Raw genomic sequence first — 21378 nt, 5'->3', positions numbered from 1 at the left:
GGCACTCATGACCGATCGGACCTACACCGCGCGGTGGCGCTCCTACCTCAACACGGCCGGCTCCGGGCTGCAGAGCCGTGAGACCCGTGAGGCGGTGGCCGACTACCTCACCCTGGAGGGGACGGTCGGCTCCTACTTCGCCGAACGCGCCTACGCGGAACTGATCGAGGAGGGCGTCTACCGCGGTGTCGCGCGGCTGTTCAACTGTCCGCGCGAAGCCGTGGCGATGTCGGACTCGGCGACACGTGCCTGGCACAGCGGCGTGGCCGCACTGACCCTCACCGCACGCGACATCGTATGGACGACGCCCTACGAATGGGCCGGCAACCTCCTCCTGCTCAAGAATCTGCAGCGCAGCGCCGGATTCACCATCCAAGAGATCCCCCTCACCCCGTGCGGGGACGTGGACGTCGACTGGTGCGGGCGCCACATCAGCGACCGGGTCGCCCTCATCTCGGTGACGCACATGCCCTCCTGCACGGGAGCCGTCACCCCCCTGGGGCCGTTCTCGCAACTCGTCCGCGACCGCCGCACCCTGCTCGCCGTCGACGCCTGCCAGTCGGCGGGGAACGTGCCCATCGACCTGACGGCCACCCCCGTGGACCTGCTGACGGCGAACGGCAAGAAGTCGCTGCTGGCGCCGCGCGGCACCGGGTTCGCGGTGATGTCGCCCCGGTTCCGTGCGTCGGCCGACCCGGTCAGCGTCGACGTGCACACGCACGCCTTCGCCCCCGGCGGCGGCATCCGCCGCCTCACCGACAGCGCCCGCAGGTTCGAGCTCGGAGAGAAGAGCGTGCCGGCGTTCGTCGGGTTCGACACCGCCCTGCGGCAGGCGCTCCACAACGACTGGGACCGCACGGCCGCCCTGTCACGGCACCTGCGCGTGCGGGCCGGGCGGATTCCGGGGCTGCGCGTGCACGCGCCCGGCACCCACCACACCGGCATCCTGTGCGTCACCCACGAGCGCCTCACCCCTGAGCGGTTGTGGCACACGCTGTGCCGCGCGGGTGTCGCCTGCTGGCTCATCGACGGCGCGCACACCCCGAACCACCTCCTGCGGGCCGGCATCCCCCAGGCGGTGCGGCTGGCCGTGGGACCCCGCACCACGCGGGAGGAGATCGACTACGCGATCGGCGTCCTGGAGGAGACCGGAGGCCGCGGGGCCACCGTGCCCGCCATGGGCCGGCAGGAGAGGGAGTACTCGGCGTGAAGAAGGTCATCGTCCTCGGCGTCAACGCCACCAGTGCCAAGTACGTGCCCCGGGCGCTGCGCTCGGCGGGATTCGAGCCCGTGTTCCTCGCGGACCCCGAAGGCTTCGCCGGCCAGGCCGCGGACAGCCTCCGCGACTGCGTCTGCTTCGCGACCGACATCGAGGACCGGGAGGCGGTGCTGCGCCTGCTGGCCGACGATCCTTCGATCACCGAGGAAGCGTTCGCCATCACCGGCCTGTACGACGAGAAGTTCCCGCTCATCGCGGAGATCGCCGCCCGCCACGATCTGCACGGGCCGGAACCGGCCGCGGTGCGGCTGGCCTCCAAGGCCGTGGTCGCGGCCCTCCTGCCGGAGTTCAGCCCGCCGACCCTGCGCTTCACGGGCGCCGACGCGGCCCGGCTCGCGGTGGACCCGGCCACCCTCGCCCCGGCGCCCCACGGCTCCATCGTGAAGCCCGCCGAGCAGGCCGGGGCACGCGGCGCTGCGCGTCTGCCCAAGGGGGCGGGGCCGGTGGACCTGTGGAACGCCGTGGCCGCCACCGGCCTCTCCCAGGACGCCACCCGGCCCTGGGTGCTGCAAGCGGACATCCACGGGTCCCTGTTCAGCCTGGAGGGCTACGTCACCGACGGGCGGACCGTCTTCATCGACTTCTCCCAGCGCGGGCGCATCTCCTGGACGGAGGTGAGCAACCTGCTCCCCGCCGGCCACCGCTTGCCGCCCGGCGCCGAGGACCTGTGCAAGACCGCCGTCACCACGCTCGTGGAACGCTCCGGCCTGACGCAGGGCTACTTCCACTGCGAATTCCTGGTCGACGGCGGGCGCCCGTACCTCATCGACGCCAACATCGGACGGGTCGGCGGCGGTGCCATCGTCGAGCAGCTCGCACTCGTGCACGGCCTGGACCCCGCCGACATCCTCGCCCACGTCCTCACCCTGGGCCTGCCGGCCGCGGGAACCAGCCCGGCGCCCGCCTATCGCGCCCAGGGCAGCGGCACCTCCACCCTGTCGTACTACTACGGCATCGAAGGCGGCGGGAAGGTCCTTTCGGTGACCGCGCCCAGCGGGGGGTGCTGCCTGCACACCCAGGTCGTGCCGGACGGCGGCCGCGTCGATCCCGTGGGGGCGGGCGATTCCGCATGGGTCGGGATGCTCACCGGGCCCACGAGCGAGGTGGCACGCGAGATCGGCGGCGTCGTGGTGCACACCGCCGACGGCCCGCGCCGCCCCGCCTGGGTGGCGCCGTCGTGAAGGTCCGCCGCGCGACGCCGCCCGGCGGCTGGACGATCTACGCCGTCCGCTTCCTCACCTACAGCACCTGGGGCGTGCTGTACCCGTTCTACACCGTGTGGCTGCTGGACCAGGGGCTTTTCTCGACCGCGGACTGCGGCCTGATCACCGGTGCGGCGGTCCTCGCCAACCGGCTCGGCTCCCTGGCGTTCGTCCGCGTCCTGCCGCCGGGCCGCGAGCGAGGCGCCATCATCGGCTCGCAGCTCGCGATGGCGGCGACCGCCGGCCTGCTGTGCGCCATGGTGGTGCTCCAGATCGGCTCGCTCCTCGCCTGGACGCTGGTCTCGGCGGCCTTCGGGCTCGCCGGGTCACTGGCAACCCTCGCCCAACTCACCCTGATAGTCCACCGGTTCGGCCCCGGGGAGGCCCGCAGGGCCTTCTCCTGCGAGAACGTCGCGCTCAACGCCGCCGGCGGCCTGGCCCCCTTCGTGTCCTCCCTCGCCTACGCCGCCACAGGCCGGTTCTACGTACTGGCCCCGATCGGGTTCGCGGTGCTCGCGGGAGTGCTGGCCACGCGTCTGGCCGCCGGCCGCGTGCCGGTGCGGCAACCCGCGGCGAAGGCCCCGCAGACCACGGGCCTGCCCGCGGGGATGCCCGTCCTGCTCGGGGTCAACTTCCTGACCCACATCACGTACGCGCAGTTCTACGGCGTGTTCGCCGTCTACGCCACGCCGAGCCTCGGGGCGCGCAGCGTCGGCCTGCTGTTCGCCTTCGCCAGCTTCGCCATCGTGGTGACACAGGCACTGGTGACCAGACTGTGCAGGGACAGGGGCGAGCCGGTCCTCATCATGGCCGCCAACCTGGCGCTGGGGGCGGGCACCGCCCTGCTCGTGGCGCCGGGCGGCGGCATGGCGCTGATGCTGTGCGCCGTCCTCGCCATCACGGTCGGCGAGATGCTCTACGGCCCGGTCTACCAGACGCTGGCCGTGGCCGTCGCGGGGGGCCGCACGAGCCTGGCCGTCGGCTCCCTGACCTTCGTCTGGGGGCTGGCCGAGTCCCTCGCCGTCGCGGCGGGACTGTGGCTCATCGGGGCCGGCCTCGGGCCCGTGACGTTCCTGCTCGGGGCCGCCGCGGCCGTGGCGGCCCTCGTCATCGTCGCCGTATGCCACCGCCGCTTCGCCGCCATGGCGGAGGGCGCCCTGGCGCACAGTGCCGCGTCCGCACCCGCGGTCCGGCCCACCGCCGACTCCACGTCCTGACGGAAAGGGACATCGTGGCTTCCGCACTCTCCATCACCCCGCGCTCCGCCGGCGCCCGACGGCCGGTCCGAGTCCTCAAGTTCGGCGGGACCTCGATGGGGACCACCCCCGAAGAGCTGGCCCGGATCGCGCGCATCGTCGCCGCGGCCCACGCGCGCAGCGACGTCGTGGTGGTCGTCTCCGCCCGCGGTGACCGCACCGACCGGCTCATCGACGAGGCCCGCTCGGCGAGCGCCGCCCCGCCGGGCAGGGAACTCGACCAACTGCTGGCCACGGGCGAGGCAGGCTCGGCCGCCCTGCTGGCCATCGCCCTGCACGGGCTCGGCGTCCCCGCGGTGTCGCTGCTGGGATCGCAGGCCGGATTCACCGTGTCCGGCCGGCACGCGAACGGACGCATCCAGGACGTGGACACCTCGCGGGTGCGCCAGGCCCTCTCGCGCGGGGAAGCGGCTGTCGTGGCCGGCTTCCAGGGCGTGAACGCGGCCGGCGACGTCATCACTCTGGGCAGGGGCGGCTCGGACACCTCGGCCGTGGCCCTGGCCGTCGCGCTCGGCGCCGCCCAGTGCGAGATATACACCGACGTCGACGGCGTCTTCTCCGCGGACCCGCGCATCGTGCCGGGAGCGCGGCCCATCCCGCTCCTGCGCAGCGGCGTCATGTCGGAGATGGCCCATGCCGGAGCCCGCGTCCTGCACACGCGCTCGGTGGAACTGGCCGGCCGCGCGGGTGTCGACCTGCACGTACGGAGCACCTTCAGCCGCAACCCGGGGACCGTCGTGGTCTCCGGACAGGAAGGAGCGGATATCGCCATGCTGGAGACCGAAGACCGTGTGACAGCCGTGTCGCACGAGCCGCACAGCGCCCGCGTCACGGCCGTCGGCACATCCCCCGACGCCCCGCTGCTGGGCACCGAAGTCCTCGCCCTGCTGGCCGACGCGTCGGTGCCGATCGACGTGCTGAGCAGGTTCACCGACGCCTCGCACGGGCACGGCTGGGACTTCACGGTGCCGGCCGCGGACGTCGACACCGTGACCAGCCTGCTCACGTCCCTGCCCTGCCGGGTCGCTGTCGATCCCGCCGTGGCCAAGGTGTCGCTGGTCGGCGCCGGACTGATGAGTGACACCCGCACCCTGGCCCGGATGCTCAACGCGCTGCTCGCCGCGGGCATCGACCCCCTGTCGCTCTCCACCTCGCAGAGCCGGATCTCCGCCACGGTCGGCGAAGCGGACTGCTCGCGCGCGGTGGCGGTCCTGCACGGGGAGTTCATGCCCGTGCCCGAGCCGTGCGGGACGACCAAGAGGACGGCGGTCGCCGTCGGCTCACCCGTCTGACCCGGGCGGCCCAGGGCCGGGCGGCGAGCCCGCGACACGGCCCCGGGCTCCCGCGCGCCGGCCGCCCGTCACCGAAAGGAGCCCCGCATGACCGAGCCGCACCCGCTCCACCCCGGGCACCGCCCGCGGGCACCTCGACAGCCGCGTACGAGGCGGATCGCCGACGGGGTGTTCGCTCACGTCCCCTACGACGACGGCCGGTGCCCGGCCAACGCGGGCATCATCACGGGGCCCGAGGGTGTCACGGTCATCGACGCGGTCGCGACAGCGGCGCGGGCGCGGGCCGTGCGCGCCGCCGTGGAGTCCCTGGGCGCGGGGCCGGTCCGCAGGATCGTCCACACCCACCACCACGGCGGCCATGCCCACGGCGACGGCGACGCCTTCCCCGAGGCGACCGTCATCGCGCACGCGCTGACGCGCAGCGAGATGGCGGGTGCGGGCCCGCGGCCGACAGGGCCGTGCTCCGGCGCCGGCCGCGGTGGCGTCCGGTCCGTCCTGCCGTCGGTCACCTTCGAGGAGCGGCTCACCCTGCACAGCGGCGACCGGAGCGTCGAGCTCGTCTTCTGCGGGCCCGCGCACACCACCAACGACGTGGTGGTGTGGCTGCCGGGCGACCGGGTGCTGTTCGCCGGGGACGTGGTGCTCGCGGGGGCGGCGCCCTGCACCCTGATGGGCTCCGTGGAGGGGGCGTTGCGCGCCATCGGCATGCTGCGGGCGTTCGGCGCCCGTACGGTCGTCTGCGGCCGGGGGCCGATCAGGGACGCGCGGGTCCTCGACGAGACGGAGGCCTACCTGCGGTGGGTCCAGGTCGTCGCGATGCGGGGCTGGCAACGGGGCCTGTCGCCGGCCGAGATGGCCGGGCAGGCTCCGGCCGGACCCTTCAGCCACCTGGGCCGCGCCGAGCGCCTGGTGGGCAATCTCCGCCGCGCCTACGCCGAACTGGACGGCGGCCCGCTGGGGCGGCCCCTGGAACCGCCGTGAAGCAGGTGAGGACGGCGGTGTTCAGGCCCCGATGGAACGCATTGACAGAACCGCGCGGTTGGTTTTCTATGGCCGTGCGTGTGCGGCCAGGACCGTGCGAACCCCGCCCAACAGCCCTTTCGTCAGCACATCCAGCCATGCGAAGGAAGTAACAGACGTGTCTGTTGAAACGATTGCGGATGCACAGGCCGGTATCCCCGATGTGGTCCGGCTGACGCCGGACTTCGACGTGGCCCCCCTGGTGCGCGACGTCCAGGCGCTGCGTAAGGAGCAGGCCGCCGACTGGAGACTGCAGAAGACCTTCGTCACCGATGACGAACTGGTCGAGACCGAACTCGACTGGCACATCATGCCTCTGCGCAGCACGGGCGGGGACAAGGCGCGCACCGACCCGGGCGGACCGGGCCTGGCGCCGTTCGCCGACACCTCCCACACCGAACTCGCCCCGCACCTGCACGCGGTCATGCGGTCGATCCCCTCGCCGCTGCGCTCCGTGCGGCTGATGGCGCTGGGACCGGACACCTACGGCCCCGACCACTTCGACAACAAGTACGCGCTGACCTGGGGCATCGCCCGACTGCACGTACCGGTGATCACTCTGCCGGAGGCGAAGCTGTTCTTCGGGGAGACCCCGTACGTATGGCAGGCGGGCTCCCTGTGGTTCGGCAACTTCGCCCGCACCCACCGGATCGAGAACAGCGGTAGCACCCACCGCGTGCACTTCGTGCTGGACGTGCAGGTGACCGAGGCGCTGTTCGACCTGTTCCCGGCAAAGGTCCGCGCCGAGCTGCCGTTCGACAGGATCATGCTCAACCGCGAGGAGCGGCCGTTGCGGCCCTCCCCCCGGCACCAGGTCGCCTTCGAGGTCCCCAAGTCCTTCACGGACTGGGAGGAGGCCGACGGCGAGTTCCTCACCGACCAGCCGAGGGTGCCGGCCGAGATCAGGACGCAAGGGGACGGCCTGGTGCTGTCCTACGAAGGCGCTCCCTACGCGGGGCTGGTCCACATCGGGGACGACGAGTTCCGCTTCCAGGGCTGGACCGACGAGCGCACCGTCCAGGTCGTCCACGACGGGGGACGGCCCCACGTCGTGCTGCGCACCAGGGCGGGCAGGCAGGTCCGGACGCTGGCGGTCCCCGCGACGCCGCAGAGCGTGTGATCCGCCGAGGTGGAGGCCGACATGAACATGACCCTGAGCCGCGGCCGGACCGCCGGCTTCGACACCCCGACCGAGGGGCTGGGCGTGGAAGAGTGGGACCGCCTGGCGGGCGACCACCTCTACGCCACCAGCGGCTGGCTGGACTTCTGCGTCGACGACCCCGGCGGGCGGACCCTGACCGGCAACGTGCACGCCCGGCTGCCCGGCGGCACCGCGGCCGTTCCCGTCACCGCGGTCTGGGAGGAGAACAACGGGTTCTACCAGTGGAGCCGGCTGCTGTCCCAGGCCGGCCTGACCGCCGCGGCCCCGCAGGGCCTTCTCGTCGGCCCGCGCCGCGGCTACCAGACGAATCTGCTGATCAGCGACGGCCTGGACCGCACCGAAGGAGCATCGGCCCTCCTGGACGAACTCGCGGACCTGCGCCGCCGGGCCGTGGCCGACCGGCTGTTCGACTACGACCGCGCCGACCAACTGCCCTGCCGCGCGATGTTCATGAACAGCACCGACGTCCGGGCCCTGCGCGCCGCAGGGGTCCGCGCCGAGCCCGTGCTGTGCGCCGCCGACGCGTGGATACGCACCGAGGGCGAGGACTGGCACGGCTGGATGCGGACCCTGCCGTCCAAGCGCCGCGGCGAGCTGATCCGCCGCGACCAGCGGCGATTCGACTCCGCCGGATACCACTTCAGCGAGCTGCCCCTCTCGGAGTGCTACGAGGAGGCCGCTCGGATGTCCCAGGGCACGCAGGCCCGCTACGGACAGCCCGCCGACGTCGCGGTGCTCGCCGAGTCGCTGCGCGTCCAGGCCGAAGCGATGGGCGACGCGGCACGCGTGCTGATGTGCGCCAGGAAGGACGGGCCCCCCGTCGGGTTCCTGCTGTTCTACCGCTGGGGCGACGCCACCTTCCTCAAGGGCGCGGGCTTCCACTACGACCAGCTGGTCGACGTCGCCGAGTACTTCAACCTCGTCTACTACGAACCGGTCCGCGACGCGCTGCGCCACGGCCGGCGCTGGATGCACGCCGGTATCGCCTCCACCGACACCAAGGCGATGCGCGGCGCCGAGGTCCGCCCCCTGTGGATGCTCGACGTGTTCGGCGACGCCACCGACAACGACACGATCCGCGCCTACAACGCCGCACAGCTGCGGGAGCTCACCGAGTCCTCGACCGCGGTGGCCAAGGCCGTGGTCGAAGACGAGTGGCTGGAGTTCTGTTGACGCCCCGCCTGCTGCTCAACGGGGACTTCGCGCGCTTCTGGCTGAGCCAGGTGCTGACCGGCGTCGCCTCCAAGAGCATGACGATGGTCTTCCCCCTCCTGGCGACGATCTCGTTCGCGGCCACACCCTTCGAGGTGGGTGTGGTCGCCGCCGCCCAGTACGTTCCGGTGCTCGTGGTCACCCTGTTCATCGGCGTGTGGCTCGACCGGCGGCCACGGCGGCCCACGCTGCTGTTCACCGATGTGGCGGGCGGCCTCGCGCTGCTTCTCGTCCCGGTCCTCAGCGGCCTGGACGAGTTCCACCTCGGCGTCCTGTACGCGGTCGCGTTCGGGTTCGGCTCGCTCGTCGCCATCGCGGAGGTCTGCGCGCAGGCATATCTGCCGAGCCTGGTCCGCGGCTCCGAGATGGTCGCCGCGATCGGACGGCTCGAAGCGGTGTTCACACTGGTCGTGGTCGCCGCGCCGGGACTCGGCGGGCTGCTCATGAACTGGCTCGGCGGCTCGGGAGCGGTGCTGACGGGCGCGGTCTGCTATCTGCTCGCCGCGCTCGTCCTGTGCGGCGTGAGACGGCGCGAGCCCCCGGTCCTCGCACCCGTCGCCCCCCAGCGCGTGCGGAGTGAGATCGCGGCGGGGGCCCGCTTCCTGCTGTCCGTGCCCGTGCTGCGCACGCTGATCGGACAGGCCGCGCTGTTCAACTTCTTCGAGCAGGCGATGCTGACGCTGTACACCGTCTACGCGGCGTCCGTCGTCGGTGTCACGCCCGCCCTGCTGGGACTGACCGTGACGCTCGGCGCCGTGGGCTCCCTGCTGGGCGCGGTCACCGCCGAACAGGCCGAACGCAGATGGGGGCTGAAGCGGGTCGTCGTGGTGAGCATGGCCATCGCCTCGTTCGCGCCGGTGCTGATCCCGCTGGCCACGCGGCCCACCGCGGCCACCGTGACGATCTGGTCGCTCTCCTTCGTCCTCTACGGATTCGGGCTGACCGTCTACAACGTCTTCAGCACCTCCACCCGCCAGCGGCTCACGCCGGACCGGTTGCGCGGCCGCGTGGCGGCGACCACCCGTCTCGTCGCGTACGGGCCGCTGAGCGCCGGCACGCTGCTCGGCGGCGGCCTCGGGTCGCTGTTCGGGGCGCGCAGCGGGCTGTGGATCTCGGTGTGCCTGCTGGCGGCGGCCTTCCTGCACTTCGTCATGGCGATGAGGCGCACCCGGATACCGGACCTGCGTCCCGACCCGGAGCAGGAGCAGGAGTCGGAGCCGGCGAAGTGACGGCCCGGGGTGGGGGTCCGGGGCCGTGCCGGCGCCGGGCCCCCACCGTCCGCTCTCAACTGCCCTGGCGGGGCGGATCGCTCTGCCAGAACCACGGCTCGTCGAACGCGGGCTTGAGGTCGTCGAACCACACCGCGTGCTCGTCGTGCTTGGCGAAGAACGGCCGGCCGACCCAGCGCGGATCGCGCGCCTGGAGGAAGCGGAGGCAGAACACGTCCTGACCGGCGACGCGGGCGGTGCCGTCGACCACCACCTTGCCGGGCGAGGCGGACATGACCGGGCCGCGCGCCGTGCGCTCCAGGCCCGAGACCGATGAGAGGGCCTCGCGGTAGATGGCCATGGCCCGGTGCAGCGGCAGCTCGAAGTACTGGCTGGCGCCGGTGTCCCGCTCCACGAACATGTAGTAGGGCGCCACGCCGAGGGACGTCATCGTCCGCCACATCTCGGCCCAGACGGCCGGGTCGTCGTTCACGTGACGTACGAGGGGCGCTTGCGCGCGGATGACGGCGCCCGTGTCCCTGATCCGCCGTATGGCCTCCCGGCAGGCGGCGGTCTCCAGCTCGCGGACATGGGAGAAGTGCGCCATCACGGCCACGTGCCGGCCCGCCGCCGTCGCCTGTTCGAGGAGCCGCAGCAGGTCGGCCGCGTCGTCGTCGGTGGTGAAGCGGTAGGGCCAGTAGGACAGGGCCTTGGTTCCCACGCGGATGTTGCGGATGTGCGCGAAGCGGGGTTCGAGCAGCGGCGCGAGGTAGCCGCGGAGCCGGTCGGTGGACATGATCATCGGGTCTCCGCCGGTGAACAGCACATCCGAGACCTCGTGATGGCCCGCGAGGTACGCAAGGGCCGTCTCCGGTCCGGGGACGGCCTGCTTCAGCTCCGCCACGCCGATGAACTGCGCCCAGCGGAAGCAGTATCCGCAGTAGGCGTGGCAGGTCTGGCCCTGGCCGGGGAAGACCAGCACCGTCTCCCGGTACTTGTGCTGCAGGCCGAGGAGCGACTCCGTGCCGGCCTGCGGGACGTTGGCCTGCAACTGGTCCCCGGGGTGGGGGTTGAGCTGAGACCGGGCCCTGTGGACCGCACCGCGCAGTTCGGCGCGAGGGGCCTCGCGGTCGATCAGCTCGGCGACCTCGCCGAAGACCGCCTCGGGCAGCATGGCGCGGTCGGGGAAGGTCAGCCGGTAGATCGGGTCGTGGGGCGCCCTGTCCCAGTCGATGAGTTCGTCGAGCACATAGTTGTTGACCTTGAACGGCAGGATCGAGCTCACGACCTCGATGTCCCGGCGGACGGCGGGGTCCATCCGCTGGACCTGCGGCAGATGGGCCAGGCGTGCGCCGGGCACCGCCCGCATCTTCATCGGGCGGGGGGTGGTGGACAGTGTCATCACGCGTGCTCCTTCGTCCGGTCGGCGCACGTGGACCCGGCGGCCGAGGCGACGGCCCGGGACAGCGCGCCGACTGCCCTGTCGACCTGGGCTTCGTCCACGACCAGCGCGGGAAGCAGCCGCAGTACGTTTCTCATGGGTCCGCCGATCTGGAGCAGCAGACCCGCGGCGATCGCCTCCTGCTGGACGCGGAGCGCCCTCGCCGCGTCCGGCCTGCCGTCCGGCTCGGAGAACTCCCAGCCGAGCATCAGGCCGAGCCCGCGGACGTCACCCGGGACGGCGTGGTCCTCGGCGATCCGCCGCAGCCCCTGGGCCAGCCGCAGCCCCTGGGCGGCGGCGTTGGCCACCAGTTCCTCCTCCGCGATGACCTCGAGCGTGGCCAGCGCCGCGGCGCACGCCACCGCGTTCCCGCCGTAGGTGCCTCCCTGGGAGCCCGCGGGGGCCATGCTCATCAGCTTCTCCGACGCGGCCATGACCGACAGGGGCAGACCGCTGGTCAGCCCCTTGGCGGCCACCAGGATGTCGGGCTCGACGCCCAGGTGCTGGTGGCCCCAGAAGCGCCCCGTACGCCCGAACCCGGTCTGGACCTCGTCCATCACCAGGCAGAACCCGTGGTGGTCGGCGCGCTCCCGCAGGCCCTGCGCGAAGGCGGCGGGGGCGGGAACGAACCCGCCCTCGCCGAGCACCGGTTCCACGACGAGGGCCGCGGTGTCCTCGGGGGCGGTCACGGTGGCCAGCAGGAAGTCGAGCTCTTGCAGGGCGAACCGGGTGGCCTCGTCCTCGCTCCAGCCGTACCGGTACGCGGAGGGGAACGGCGCGATGTGCACGCCGGCCATCAGCGGCGCGTACCCGGTGCGAAAGCGCGGGCTCGATGTGGTCATGGACGCGGCTCCCACGGTCCTGCCGTGGAAGCCCCCGTGGAAGACGATGACGTTGGGGCGTCCCGTGGCCTGCCGGGCCAGGCGCAGCGCCGCCTCGACGGCCTCGCTGCCGGAGTTGGCGAAGAACAGGGACTGCAGTTCGGCCGGAAGCACCTGCCCCAGACGGTCGCACAGGTCAAGCAGGGGCCGGTGCCGTACGGTCACGTACTGACCATGGAGCAGCCGTTCCGCCTGGCCTGCGATGGCGCTGACCACGGCCGGGTGGCAGTGGCCGGTGCTGGTGACCCCGATCCCGGCGGTGAAGTCCAGATACCGCCGCCCGTCGTCCCCGTACACGTCGAGCCCACGGGCATGGCTGACGGTGACCGGAGTCGCTGGTTTCAGTACGGGCGATAAGCGTGCCATGGGTTGTCCTTCCAGTGGTTGCACCCCTGTGGCGCTGCGCCGACCCGACGAAGGTAGCCAGGCCCCTCCAAAAAGACAACCGGACAGTCGGTTTATTGTTTCCGTACCTTCAGGGCCGGAAAAGGTGCCTTTTTGCCGCTATGACTAGTCATCCGGCGTGAGCTGAGCGCTTTCCGGCAGGCATAGGATGCCTTGACAAAACCAGATGGTCGGTTTTGACTGCTCCGGTCGGCCGTCCGCTGTCACGCGGCACGGCACGCAGGCGCCACCAGCTGCCGCTCACCTGCCGTAAAGGGCAGGGGAATCCGAGGAGACCGATGACTGCGCCGCTCTTCGAACTGACCGACCAAGAACGCTCCGCCCTGTGGCGACAGGCGGAGACAACCGTCCACCACGGCCCGGATGGTGTCGGCGAGGACGCCCTGCCCGCCCGTGTGAAGGACGCGCTACACGACTTCGGCCGTGACCCCGGCAAGACCGGCTACATGCTGCTGCGCGGCTTGGAGGTCGGCGTCCTGCCCCCCACCCACTCCGACGGTGAACCGGCGACACTGCCGGGACACGGCACGGCGGGCCTGGGCATGCTCATCGCCGAGACACTCGGCACGATGATCGGCTACGCCGACGAGAAGAGCGGCGCCCTGGTCCACAACGTCCAGCCGCTGCCCGGCGAGGAGACGCGGATCGAAGGCTCCGGATCGGTCGCCTTCGACTTCCACATCGAGAACGTCCACCACCCGCTCCGCCCGGACTTCATCGGCCTGATCTGTCTCCGGCAGGACCACGAGCGCACCGCGTCGACCCGCATCGCCTCGTGCCGCGAAGCGCTGGAGCTGCTCAAGCCCGAGACGGTGCGCTCCCTGCGGCAGTGCCAGTTCCACAGCAACTACCCCGGCTCGTTCACCAGGGACTCCACCGTCGAACCCGCTCCCTCGGGCCCCCACCCCGTGCTGTTCGGCAGCCCCGAGAAGCCGTTCATCCGCTTCAACTCCCACAACACCACCTCGCTGAACAAGGCGGGCCGCGCCGCTCTGCGCGTGCTCGCCGAGGCCCTGGAGCACGTCTGCCACGAGGTCGTTCTCAGGCCGGGAGACTGCGCCGTCCTGAACAACAACATCGCCACCCACGGCCGTTCGGCGTTCACCCCCCGCTACGACGGCCAGGACCGGTGGCTGCGGCGCTTCTACGCGATCAAGTCCATCCCCCATTCCGTGCGAGAGATGATGGACGGCTCACGGGTCGTCCCGCCCCTCCCGGCCATCGAAGGCATCTGGTGAAAGGGCGGGAGAAGCACGCGGCCGACCTCGACACGCTCCTGTCACTCGACGAGTTCGAGCACCAGTGGATGGCCCACGCGGACCGGCCCGTCGCCCAGTACGTGGCGGGCGGCGCCGGCTCGGACCGGGTGGTCGCCACCAACACGGCCGCGTTCGACGACGTCTGGCTCAGCCCGCGCGGACTGCACGACGGCCCCGCCGACCTCGACACGTCGGTCACGGTGCTGGGCCACACCCTCGCCATGCCGCTGATGCTGGCGCCCACGAGCCCGCAAAGGCTGGTGCACCCGGACGCCGAACTGGCCACCGCGCGAGCCGCGGCCCGGCACGGCCTCCTCTCGATCGTCAGCACCGACTCACACTTCCCCTACGCCGACATCGCGAAGGCGGCACCGGGCCGCACATGGTTCCAGCTCTTCCCCTACCGTTCCCGCGCGGACGTCGACGCCACCGTCGCCTACGCCGAGGAGTGCGGCGCCTCGGCGCTGGTCGTCACGGTCGACGCGTCCTTCGCGGCCCGCCGGCTGAGCACGGCGCGGGCGGGCTACCGGCTGCCCCCCGACATCGACTACGGAACGCTCAGGGCCCTGGGAATCTGGCGGGGCGACCCACCGGCCGGCGGGCGCCACGAGAAGATCCCCGTCACCTGGGACGATCTCGAACGCATCCGGTCCCGGACCTCGCTGCCGCTCCTGGTCAAGGGCGTGCTGCGGCCCGCCGACGCCCGGCGCTGCGTCGACCTGGGCGCGGACGCGTCCATCGTCTCCAACCACGGAGGCCGCCAACTGGACGGCGTCCTGCCGGCGCTGTTCGCCCTGCGCTCGGTCGTCGCGGCGGTGCCGCACGGACATCCGGTGATCTTCGACGGCGGGATCCGCTCCGGCGTCGACCTGGCCAAGGCCATCGCGCTCGGGGCCCGAGCGGTGTGCATCGGCAGGCCGTATCTGTGGGGGCTCGGCCTCGGCGGTCAGCGAGGGGTGGAGCGCGTGCTGGACCTGTTGCGCCAGGAGTTCAGCGACGCCCTGCTGCAGATGGGCATCACCACCGTCGCCGAACTCGACGACACATTCGTGACCAGGTCGTGCCGGCACCTGCGCGACTGAGACCGGCCGGCGCGCCCGCGACCGCGCCTGGCACCGCACCTGATGAGGACACCTACGAGGACGAGGGAGCAGCCGTACGGTGGCGACCCTGAAACAGCGCGGTGGCGAAGCCCCGCCTCGTGCGCGCGGCCGGCGACGGACCGGCGGCCTCCTGCCCGGACTCGGCCTGGCTGTCGGGGCCGCCGTCGCCATGGGCGGCGCGGCGCCGGCTCTGAAGGCTCTGGGGACGACGCAACTCACGGCCGTCCAGATCATCCAGGCACGGGCGCTCGTGGGAGCCGTGCTCCTGATGGCCGTCGCCGCGGCCGTGCACCGCGGACACCTGCGCGTGCGGGCGGGCGACGTGTGGCTGGTCCTGCTCTACGGCGCCGTCAGTCTCGCCCTCAACCAGGTGGTGTTCACGATGTCCCTGGCACGGCTGCCCGTGGGCGTGGCTCTGCTGGTGGAGTACCTCTCCCCGCTGCTGGTCGCCCTGTGGGTGCGGCTGGTCCAGCGCAAACACGTCTCCGGCCTGGTGTGGGTGGGGATCGCGCTCACCCTCGCCGGCCTGTCCTTCACCGGCGAGGTGTGGTCGGGGGGCGGGCTCGACGGGCCCGGACTGGGGCTGGCGTTCCTGGCCGCCCTGACCCTGGCGGGCCGCTTCCTGCTCGCCGAGCGGGGGCTGCGCAGTTACGAGCCGCTCGTCATGTCGGCCTGGGGCGCCACCGCGGGCGCCGCGACGCTCACGCTCGTCACCCTGGCGGACCCCTTCCCCCTCGACGCGCTCGGACGCGGCACGGAGCTCAACGGCTGGACCGTCCCCGTCTGGGTGCTGATGGTCTGGGTGGGGGTGATCGGCATGGCCGGCGGCCTCGCGCTCGGCGCCGCCGCACAGCGTCGGCTCCCACCCGCCTCGGCCAGCCTCATGCTGAGCCTCGAAGTGGTCGCCGGAGCCGGACTTGCCTACATGTTCCTGGGAGAGGCGCTGTCCCGTGAGCAACTGGCCGGCTCCGCCCTGATGCTCACGGGAATCGTGCTGGCGCAACTCGCCGTCCTGCGGCGGCGGCCGGCCCCCGGGGGCCGGTGAGCCGAGGGGCCCCGGGACACAGCCGCGCCGGACGGGCCGGCACGTGCTTCTGCCCGCCGTCGCCCTCGGGGGATGTGGGGCGACGACGGGCGTTCGGTGTGCCTTGAGGGTTTGTGACCCTGCTTGTGTGGCTCACGAGTACGAGTATGCTCCGGCGCCCTGGAGAACCACTCGTGAGCCGGTGGAGAGCCCGCTCCGGGGGCGGCGGGCGAAGACGACCAGGCGCAGGACGGCGAAGCGTGCGAGGCCGGCGAGGGCGGAGGCGGTGAGGTGGACGCCCTGCTGGAGGAGGGCGCCGGGCTCGGCGGTCAGGTGGTGCAGGGCGAGCACGGCCAGGCAGGTCAGGGCGTAGGCGGCTGCTGCGGAGCCGGCCGACTGGGTGTGCTGGCGCCGGGTGGCGCCGGCCGGCGCCGAAGGTGACGCGGGCGTGCAGTTCGGTGGCCAGGAGGGTGCAGGCCACGGTGATCAGCGCGTTGGGCCAGGACTCAGGGGATGAGGGCGGCGAGGCCGGTGACGGCGAGGCTGGAGGCGAGTCCCACGCGCAGGCGGGAGGTGTCCGCCGGGGATGAGGCGTTTGAGTTCCTGCGGGATGCCTTCGGCGGCGATCCTCGCGTTGTCCAGGACGGCGATGCGGTCGGCGAGTTGGTCGGCTTCTTCCAGGTACTGGGTGGTGAGGAAGACGGTGACGCCGCCGGTGACCACATGGTGTGGCGGCTCCGGGGGGGGGCGAGGCCGGTGGTGGGTTCGTCGAGGAAGATGATGCGGGGGTCGCCGACGAGGGTCATGGCGATGTCCAGGCGGCGTTTCCTGCCGCCTGAGTAGGCGGAGGCGGGTTTCCTGGCGGCCTGCGTGAGGTCGAAGCGCTCCAGGAGTTCGGCGGCGGTGCGGCGGCCTTGCCTGCGGGAGAGGTGGTGCAGGGTCGGCCATGAGGAGCATGTTCTCCTCGCCGGTGATCAGCGGGTCGGCGGCGGAGAACTGTCCGGTGACGCCGATGAAAGCGGCGTCACCGCCTGGGGGCCGGCCGTGAGGTCGTGGCCGCCGACGTGGACCGGGGCCGGAGCCGGGGCCGGGGCCGGGGGAGATGAGGGTGGAAAGGATCTTCACCGCGGTGGTCTTGCCCGCGCCGTTGGGGCCCAGGAGGGAGAAGATCGTGCCTTCGGGGACGGTGAGGTCGATGCCGTCCAGGACGGTGTGGTCGCCGTGGGACTTGCGCAGCCCGTTCGCGGCGATGGCCGAGCTGGTCATGGGAGGTGCTCCTGTTCGGGCTGTGCGGGCTGCGGGAAGGGCGCGCTCACCTGGCGGACGCGGGCCGCGGGGTGTTCAGAGGCTGTGCGCGCTGATGTCTCCGTAGCCGGTGGTCGCGTGGATGTGCAGTTCGGCGTCGGCGCCGGCGCTGTTGCGCAGGGTGTTGTGGACGCGGCCGTAGCCGGTGCCGGCGTCGAGGGTGGCGGAGGTTCCGCGGGCGGCGCCGACTGAGATGGCGCCGGCTTCGGTTCGCAGGGTGAGGGTGCCGCGCACGGCCTCGGTGAGGGTGATGTCGCCCTTCTGGGTGCTGATGTGGGCGGGGCCGGTGAGACGGCCGAGGGTGACGTCGCCGGCGCTGAGTTCGAGGCGGACGCCCGAGGCTTCGTCGATCTTGACGGCGGCCTGGGCGCTGGCGAGGGTGACGTCGCCGAGGCGTCCGACGCCGCGGAACTCGGTGCTGGCCGACTTCGCCTGGACGCGGGAGCCGGCGGGGAGCTGGATGGTCACTTCCACGGAGCCGGAGTGGCCCAGGACGCGGTTCTTCGCCGGCGCGGCCTGGACGTGCAGGACGCCGTCGGCGCAGGTGGCCGTGACCTGTTCGGCGGCCTGGACGTCGCGGTTCCTGGCGGGGTCGGCGGGCCGTACCTCCACGGTGGTGTCGGTCCGGTCGGCGGCGATGAGCTGGATGCGGCCGGCGGGCAGGTCGATGACGGCCGAGACGGCGGCGGGGGTGTCGAACGTGTGCATGGGGTGTCTCCCTGGATGTCGGGCGGTGGCGCCGAACCGGCCCCGCCGCTTTCTGATGAGGAAAACGCTACGTTGCATTCATAGATCAAGCAACAAAAATGTTGCACACAATGAGCATTAATGCAGGTCAAGGCGGGAATTTCATTGCAATGATTGTGCGTGGAACGCAACAACCTGCCGCGCTGTCGTTGCAATGAAGTGATGGTGAACGCTATGCTGGGTCTCTCACTGCCGATGAAGGAGGAAGGCCGCGATGCCGGGAGGCAGGCTCACCCAGCAGGAACGTCAGCAGATCGCGCTGGGGCTGGCCGACGGTCACGCCTATGCGGAGATCGCGCGGCGCCTGGACCGCCCGACCTCGACGGTCACGCGTGAGGTGATGCGCAACGGCGGGCCCGCCGCCTACCGGGCCGATCTCGCTCACCGCGCCACCGAACAGCGTTCGCACCGGCGCAGGCAGGCCGTGCCGCGGGGGCCGGAGCCGCTGGCGCACGGGCGTGACGCGGAGGCGGTGCGCGCGTACGAGGAGATGTTCACCACCGTCCTCATGCAGTCGGGCATGCCGAAGATGATGTCGCGCGTGCTGACGTGCCTCTACACCACCGACGCCGGCAGTCTCACCGCCGCGGAGCTCGTCCGGCACCTGCAGGTCAGTCCGGCGTCGATCTCGAAGTCGATCGCGTACCTGGAGACCCAGGGACTGGTCCGCCGCGAGCGCGACGAGCGCCGCCGGGAGCGGTATGTCGTCGACGACGACGTCTGGTACCAGTCGATGATGGCCAGTGCCCGCGCCACCGCCCAGCTCGTCGTGGCGGCCCGGCAGGGTGTCAGCGTGCTGGGTTCCGGCACCCCGGCCGCCATCCGTCTGGAGAACATCGCCCGCTACGTCGATTTCGTCTCGGAGAGCATCACGCGCGCGGCGAAACAGGGCCGCGACCTGCTCCACACGAAGTCCACGGCCTCCACCCAACCGGAACCGGCCCCGGCCGCGGGCGGCGATACCTGACCCGGGGCAGCCCGGGTGGAGCCTGGTGGGGGGTGCCTCTATGTCTTCCGTCAAGGCATCCCTGTCGGGTCTGGGGTGTTTCGGTGTTGCGGGGGTTATGAGGCGAGCTCGACGTCCTTCGGTGTCCGGGGTTCGTAGAAGGTGCCGTCGCGGAGCATGGCGAACAGGACGCTGATGCGGTGGCGGGCGAGGCGGAGGAGGGCCTGGGTGTGGGTCTTGCCGCCGGCTCGCTGGCGGTCGTAGTAGGTGCGAGAGGCAGGGTCGGCGTTCATGCAGGCGAAGGCGGACAGGGACATCGCCCGTTTGAGCTGCCGGTTGCCGCCTCGGGGGGCGTGGTCGCCGTGGATCGAGGTTCCCGACTGCTTCGTGGTGGGGGCGAGGCCGGCGTAGGAGGCCAGGTGGGCGGCGGTGGGGGAGCTGGTGCCGTCGCCGACGGTGACCAGCAGCACGGCGGCGGTCCTGACGCCGACGCCGGGCATCGACGTCAGGACCGGGGAAAGAGGGGGAGCCTCCAGCAGGGTGCTGATCCGGGCTTCCATCGCCCGGCGCTGGGTGTGGACGGCGGCGAGCGAGGCGGCCAGGGAGGGGATGACGATGTCGAGGGTGCCGGTGCCGGGGACGACGGCGATCTGCTCGTCGAGCGCGTCGAAGAGGTCGTCGATCAGCCGGGCTGCCATGCGTGGGGCTTTCGGGCGAATCAGTTCCACGAGTCTGCGGCGGCCGGCTTTGCGCAGGGCGGCCGGGGATCCGTAGCGTTCCAGGAGCCAGGTGACGGCCTGGTGGTCCAGGCGTGGGCCCAGGACGCGTTCCAGGCTGGGGTGGAACTGGGTGAGCAGGCCGCGTATCCGGTGGGAGGTGCGGGTGGCCTCGGCGGTCAGGTCCTGGTCGAAGCCCACCAGGACGGTCAGCTCGGCGGTGATCTCGTCGGTCAGCTCCAGGGATCGCAGGATGTGGGGCATCGTGCGGGCGGCGTCCGCGATCACCGCGGCGTCCTTGGCGTCGGTCTTGGCCTCGCCCGGGTAGAGGTCGGCGATCCGGCGCATGGCCAGTCCGGGCAGGTAGGCGACCTGGCAGCCCGCGTCCCGGGCGACGGTCAGGGGCAGGGCGCCGATGGAGGCGGGCTGGTCGACGATCACCAGGACGGTGCCGAACTTCGCGGCCAGCTTGTCGAGGACGGCCCGCAGTTTCGGCTCGCCGTTGGGCAGCTGCTTGTCGAAGACCTGCCTTGCCGGCCGGGGTGAGTCCGTGGCCGTGATGGGCGCTCTTGCCGACGTCCAGACCCAGGAACACGTCCACGTCTTCGGTGTCGAACATCGCGCCCTTCCCAGGGGTGTCGAACGTGCCGGCCTCGGCTCGGGTGTCGTACTCGCGCATCCACGTTATGCAGACCTGCCGCCCGCGAGCTGTCCGGCATTGCGCCTAACCGGACGGTGGCCGGACCTCTGATCAGCGTCTCCGACGGCACCTGCCGGGCCCGGTGACACCACCCCCCCCAGGTCATGGACTTCGACAGGGGACACAGTCATACCGGGCCCGGAGGCCAGCGGCCCTCTTGCAGAGCCGCGAAGAACATGACGGGGGGCTGGGCCGCTGGGCGGGTAAAAAAAGCCCCGGCTGGACGGGGGAGACCAGCCGGGGCGGCATTGGTGTGGCAAGCGGAGGGCGGTCGCCTCTCGGCGGGGGGCTCCATGGGGCTTCAGCCGAACGATCTTCCCCATGGGCTATAGGTGAGGCCCGGGGACACTGTCCCCTCCGCAGCCACATACAGAAGAACGATGCCGCCTACATGAATGTTCCGGGCCCGGCGCAGCACACGGGGTGAGGTGGGACACACCGTCTGACGGCCCCCGCCTGCGCCTGGCCCCGTCCGTGAACCCGACCGGGGACGCGCGGGGTCGTACGGGGCCGGTCGCGCGGGGGTGGGCGGTCGGCCGAAGCCGGCCCGGGTCGCACGGCCAGGGCTGGGCGGGACCGCACGGGGCGGTGGCCGGGCCCGCGGGGGCGGCCACCCGCCGGGGGTTCTGGGTGGCGCCGCCGGTCGTGACTGTGTGGCACGGAGGATCAGAGGTCTCCGCGCTGCAACGAGCGTGCCGCGGCCATGACGTCCTTGGCGCGGCCGTCGGCGATCGCCTCGATGGGGGAGTCGTCGTCGAGCTGGGGGTTCACGCCCAGCATCCAGGCGCGGGCGATGTGTGCGTTCTCGTAGTTGGCGATGTAGGTGAAGATCTGAAGCCGACCGCCTGTGTCATCGACTCACAGTCCGTCAGAACCGCCCACAGTGCCCCACACCACCACCCAGGGCATCGACGCCGGAAAGGAAATCGTGGGCCGCAAACGCAGTATCGTCGTCGACACCCCGGCCTGTTACTGCTGGTCATGGTCACCGCAGCCAGCGCCTCCGGCAACGAAGCCGGCAAACAGCTCCTGATCCGCACTGCGGCCGCCCACCCCACGATCACCAAGGCCCGGGCCGACCGCCTCGCGGCCGTATCCACCGTCGCCAAACCAGCAACCGGCGAAACCGCCTCAATCTGGCAAGCCGCATAAATGGCAATGATCCGCAAAACGCACGAGCCAGACGTCCTCTGAGGCCATCGAGCAGTTACGGAGCCTTC

General features: G+C 71.8%; 16 protein-coding genes and 3 pseudogenes. 13 read left to right on the top strand and 6 right to left on the bottom strand.

Annotation, left to right across the window (positions count from 1 at the left end; genetic code table 11):
- Window positions 1–7 precede the first annotated feature (7 nt).
- From DCW30_RS04200 to DCW30_RS04165, 8 genes are all read left to right on the top strand, one after another.
- The gene (locus tag DCW30_RS04200) at window positions 8–1210 is read left to right on the top strand and encodes an aminotransferase class V-fold PLP-dependent enzyme (protein WP_076681689.1); all 1203 of its coding nucleotides are present in this window, start codon (window positions 8–10) and stop codon (window positions 1208–1210) included.
- Window positions 1207–2460, top strand: coding sequence for an ATP-grasp domain-containing protein (locus tag DCW30_RS04195; protein ID WP_076681685.1), 1254 nt, complete (start codon window positions 1207–1209; stop codon window positions 2458–2460). The genes DCW30_RS04200 and DCW30_RS04195 overlap by 4 nt, the downstream gene beginning before the upstream one ends.
- Window positions 2457–3698: an MFS transporter gene (locus DCW30_RS04190; RefSeq protein ID WP_076681682.1), complete on the top strand. Its 1242-nt coding sequence runs from the start codon at window positions 2457–2459 to the stop codon at window positions 3696–3698. Before DCW30_RS04195 ends, DCW30_RS04190 begins: the two co-directional genes overlap by 4 nt.
- Window positions 3699–3712: 14 nt before the next feature.
- Window positions 3713–5029, top strand: coding sequence for an aspartate kinase (locus DCW30_RS04185; RefSeq protein ID WP_079249789.1), 1317 nt, complete (start codon window positions 3713–3715; stop codon window positions 5027–5029).
- Window positions 5030–5116: 87 nt separating this feature from the next.
- Window positions 5117–6010: an MBL fold metallo-hydrolase gene (locus DCW30_RS04180; RefSeq protein WP_079249788.1), complete on the top strand. Its 894-nt coding sequence runs from the start codon at window positions 5117–5119 to the stop codon at window positions 6008–6010.
- A gap of 157 nt (window positions 6011–6167) precedes the next feature.
- Entirely contained in the window at window positions 6168–7169 is a 1002-nt protein-coding gene (locus DCW30_RS04175; RefSeq protein ID WP_162933527.1) for an aspartyl/asparaginyl beta-hydroxylase domain-containing protein, read from the top strand.
- 21 nt (window positions 7170–7190) lie between these two features.
- The gene (locus tag DCW30_RS04170; RefSeq protein ID WP_107419625.1) at window positions 7191–8384 is read left to right on the top strand and encodes a peptidogalycan biosysnthesis protein; all 1194 of its coding nucleotides are present in this window, start codon (window positions 7191–7193) and stop codon (window positions 8382–8384) included.
- Entirely contained in the window at window positions 8381–9652 is a 1272-nt protein-coding gene (locus DCW30_RS04165; protein ID WP_076681672.1) for an MFS transporter, read from the top strand. The genes DCW30_RS04170 and DCW30_RS04165 overlap by 4 nt, the downstream gene beginning before the upstream one ends.
- A 55-nt stretch (window positions 9653–9707) precedes the next feature.
- Here the strand turns inward: DCW30_RS04165 and DCW30_RS04160 are convergent, their stop codons facing one another.
- Complete coding sequence (locus DCW30_RS04160; protein WP_079249786.1) at window positions 9708–11033, bottom strand: KamA family radical SAM protein; 1326 nt, start codon at window positions 11031–11033, stop codon at window positions 9708–9710.
- Window positions 11033–12319: an aspartate aminotransferase family protein gene (locus DCW30_RS04155; protein ID WP_076681668.1), complete on the bottom strand. Its 1287-nt coding sequence runs from the start codon at window positions 12317–12319 to the stop codon at window positions 11033–11035. Before DCW30_RS04155 ends, DCW30_RS04160 begins: the two co-directional genes overlap by 1 nt.
- A 317-nt stretch (window positions 12320–12636) precedes the next feature.
- On the opposite strand from DCW30_RS04155, the gene DCW30_RS04150 reads away from it, so the two are divergent.
- From DCW30_RS04150 to DCW30_RS04140, 3 genes are all read left to right on the top strand, one after another.
- Window positions 12637–13596, top strand: a complete 960-nt coding sequence (locus DCW30_RS04150) for a TauD/TfdA family dioxygenase (RefSeq protein ID WP_076681665.1) — start codon at window positions 12637–12639, stop codon at window positions 13594–13596.
- On the top strand, window positions 13593–14699 hold the full coding sequence (locus tag DCW30_RS04145) for an alpha-hydroxy acid oxidase (protein WP_234381430.1): 1107 nt from the start codon (window positions 13593–13595) through the stop codon (window positions 14697–14699). The genes DCW30_RS04150 and DCW30_RS04145 overlap by 4 nt, the downstream gene beginning before the upstream one ends.
- Window positions 14700–14778: 79 nt before the next feature.
- Window positions 14779–15765, top strand: a complete 987-nt coding sequence (locus DCW30_RS04140) for a DMT family transporter (protein WP_076681662.1) — start codon at window positions 14779–14781, stop codon at window positions 15763–15765.
- Window positions 15766–15897: 132 nt separating this feature from the next.
- On the opposite strand, the gene DCW30_RS38195 is transcribed toward DCW30_RS04140, so the two are convergent.
- From DCW30_RS38195 to DCW30_RS04125, 3 genes and pseudogenes are all read right to left on the bottom strand, one after another.
- Entirely contained in the window at window positions 15898–16095 is a 198-nt protein-coding gene (locus DCW30_RS38195) for a hypothetical protein (protein ID WP_123985551.1), read from the bottom strand.
- Between the two features lie 219 nt (window positions 16096–16314).
- Window positions 16315–17010 (bottom strand): annotated as a pseudogene (locus DCW30_RS04130) (ATP-binding cassette domain-containing protein); the annotation flags it as partial.
- A 75-nt stretch (window positions 17011–17085) separates the two neighbouring features.
- Window positions 17086–17757 carry a DUF4097 family beta strand repeat-containing protein gene (locus DCW30_RS04125; protein ID WP_076681659.1) on the bottom strand — a complete coding sequence of 224 codons (672 nt, stop codon included), beginning with the start codon at window positions 17755–17757 and terminating at the stop codon, window positions 17086–17088.
- 253 nt (window positions 17758–18010) lie between these two features.
- Between DCW30_RS04125 and DCW30_RS04120 the strand changes: the two genes are divergently transcribed.
- Window positions 18011–18763 (top strand): MarR family transcriptional regulator, encoded by a 753-nt coding sequence (locus DCW30_RS04120; protein WP_076681655.1) that lies wholly within the window; start codon window positions 18011–18013, stop codon window positions 18761–18763.
- Between the two features lie 95 nt (window positions 18764–18858).
- Here the strand turns inward: DCW30_RS04120 and DCW30_RS04115 are convergent.
- A pseudogene (locus tag DCW30_RS04115) lies at window positions 18859–20077 on the bottom strand (IS110 family RNA-guided transposase).
- Between the two features lie 903 nt (window positions 20078–20980).
- Here DCW30_RS04115 and DCW30_RS04105 point away from each other — a divergent pair.
- A pseudogene (locus DCW30_RS04105) lies at window positions 20981–21238 on the top strand (transposase); the annotation flags it as partial.
- Window positions 21239–21378 lie beyond the last annotated feature (140 nt).

Origin of the sequence: Streptomyces alfalfae (assembly GCF_004127445.1) — a bacterium.
Classification (GTDB): Bacteria; Actinomycetota; Actinomycetes; order Streptomycetales; family Streptomycetaceae; genus Streptomyces; species Streptomyces alfalfae.
The sequence above is the reverse complement of the archived record's forward strand: the minus strand, read 5'-3'. Positions and strand labels throughout refer to the sequence as shown.

Bases quoted from the DNA above. Each gene is read 5' to 3' on its own strand.
- DCW30_RS04180 (WP_079249788.1), top strand. From the start codon at position 5,117: ATGACCGAGCCGCACCCGCTCCACCCCGGGCACCGCCCGCGGGCACCT.
- DCW30_RS04150 (WP_076681665.1), top strand. From the start codon at position 12,637: ATGACTGCGCCGCTCTTCGAACTGACCGACCAAGAACGCTCCGCCCTG.
- DCW30_RS04170 (WP_107419625.1), top strand. From the start codon at position 7,191: ATGAACATGACCCTGAGCCGCGGCCGGACCGCCGGCTTCGACACCCCG.
- DCW30_RS04200 (WP_076681689.1), top strand. From the start codon at position 8: ATGACCGATCGGACCTACACCGCGCGGTGGCGCTCCTACCTCAACACG.
- DCW30_RS04120 (WP_076681655.1), top strand. From the start codon at position 18,011: ATGCCGGGAGGCAGGCTCACCCAGCAGGAACGTCAGCAGATCGCGCTG.
- DCW30_RS04155 (WP_076681668.1), bottom strand. From the start codon at position 12,319: ATGGCACGCTTATCGCCCGTACTGAAACCAGCGACTCCGGTCACCGTC.
- DCW30_RS04125 (WP_076681659.1), bottom strand. From the start codon at position 17,757: ATGCACACGTTCGACACCCCCGCCGCCGTCTCGGCCGTCATCGACCTG.
- DCW30_RS04160 (WP_079249786.1), bottom strand. From the start codon at position 11,033: ATGACACTGTCCACCACCCCCCGCCCGATGAAGATGCGGGCGGTGCCC.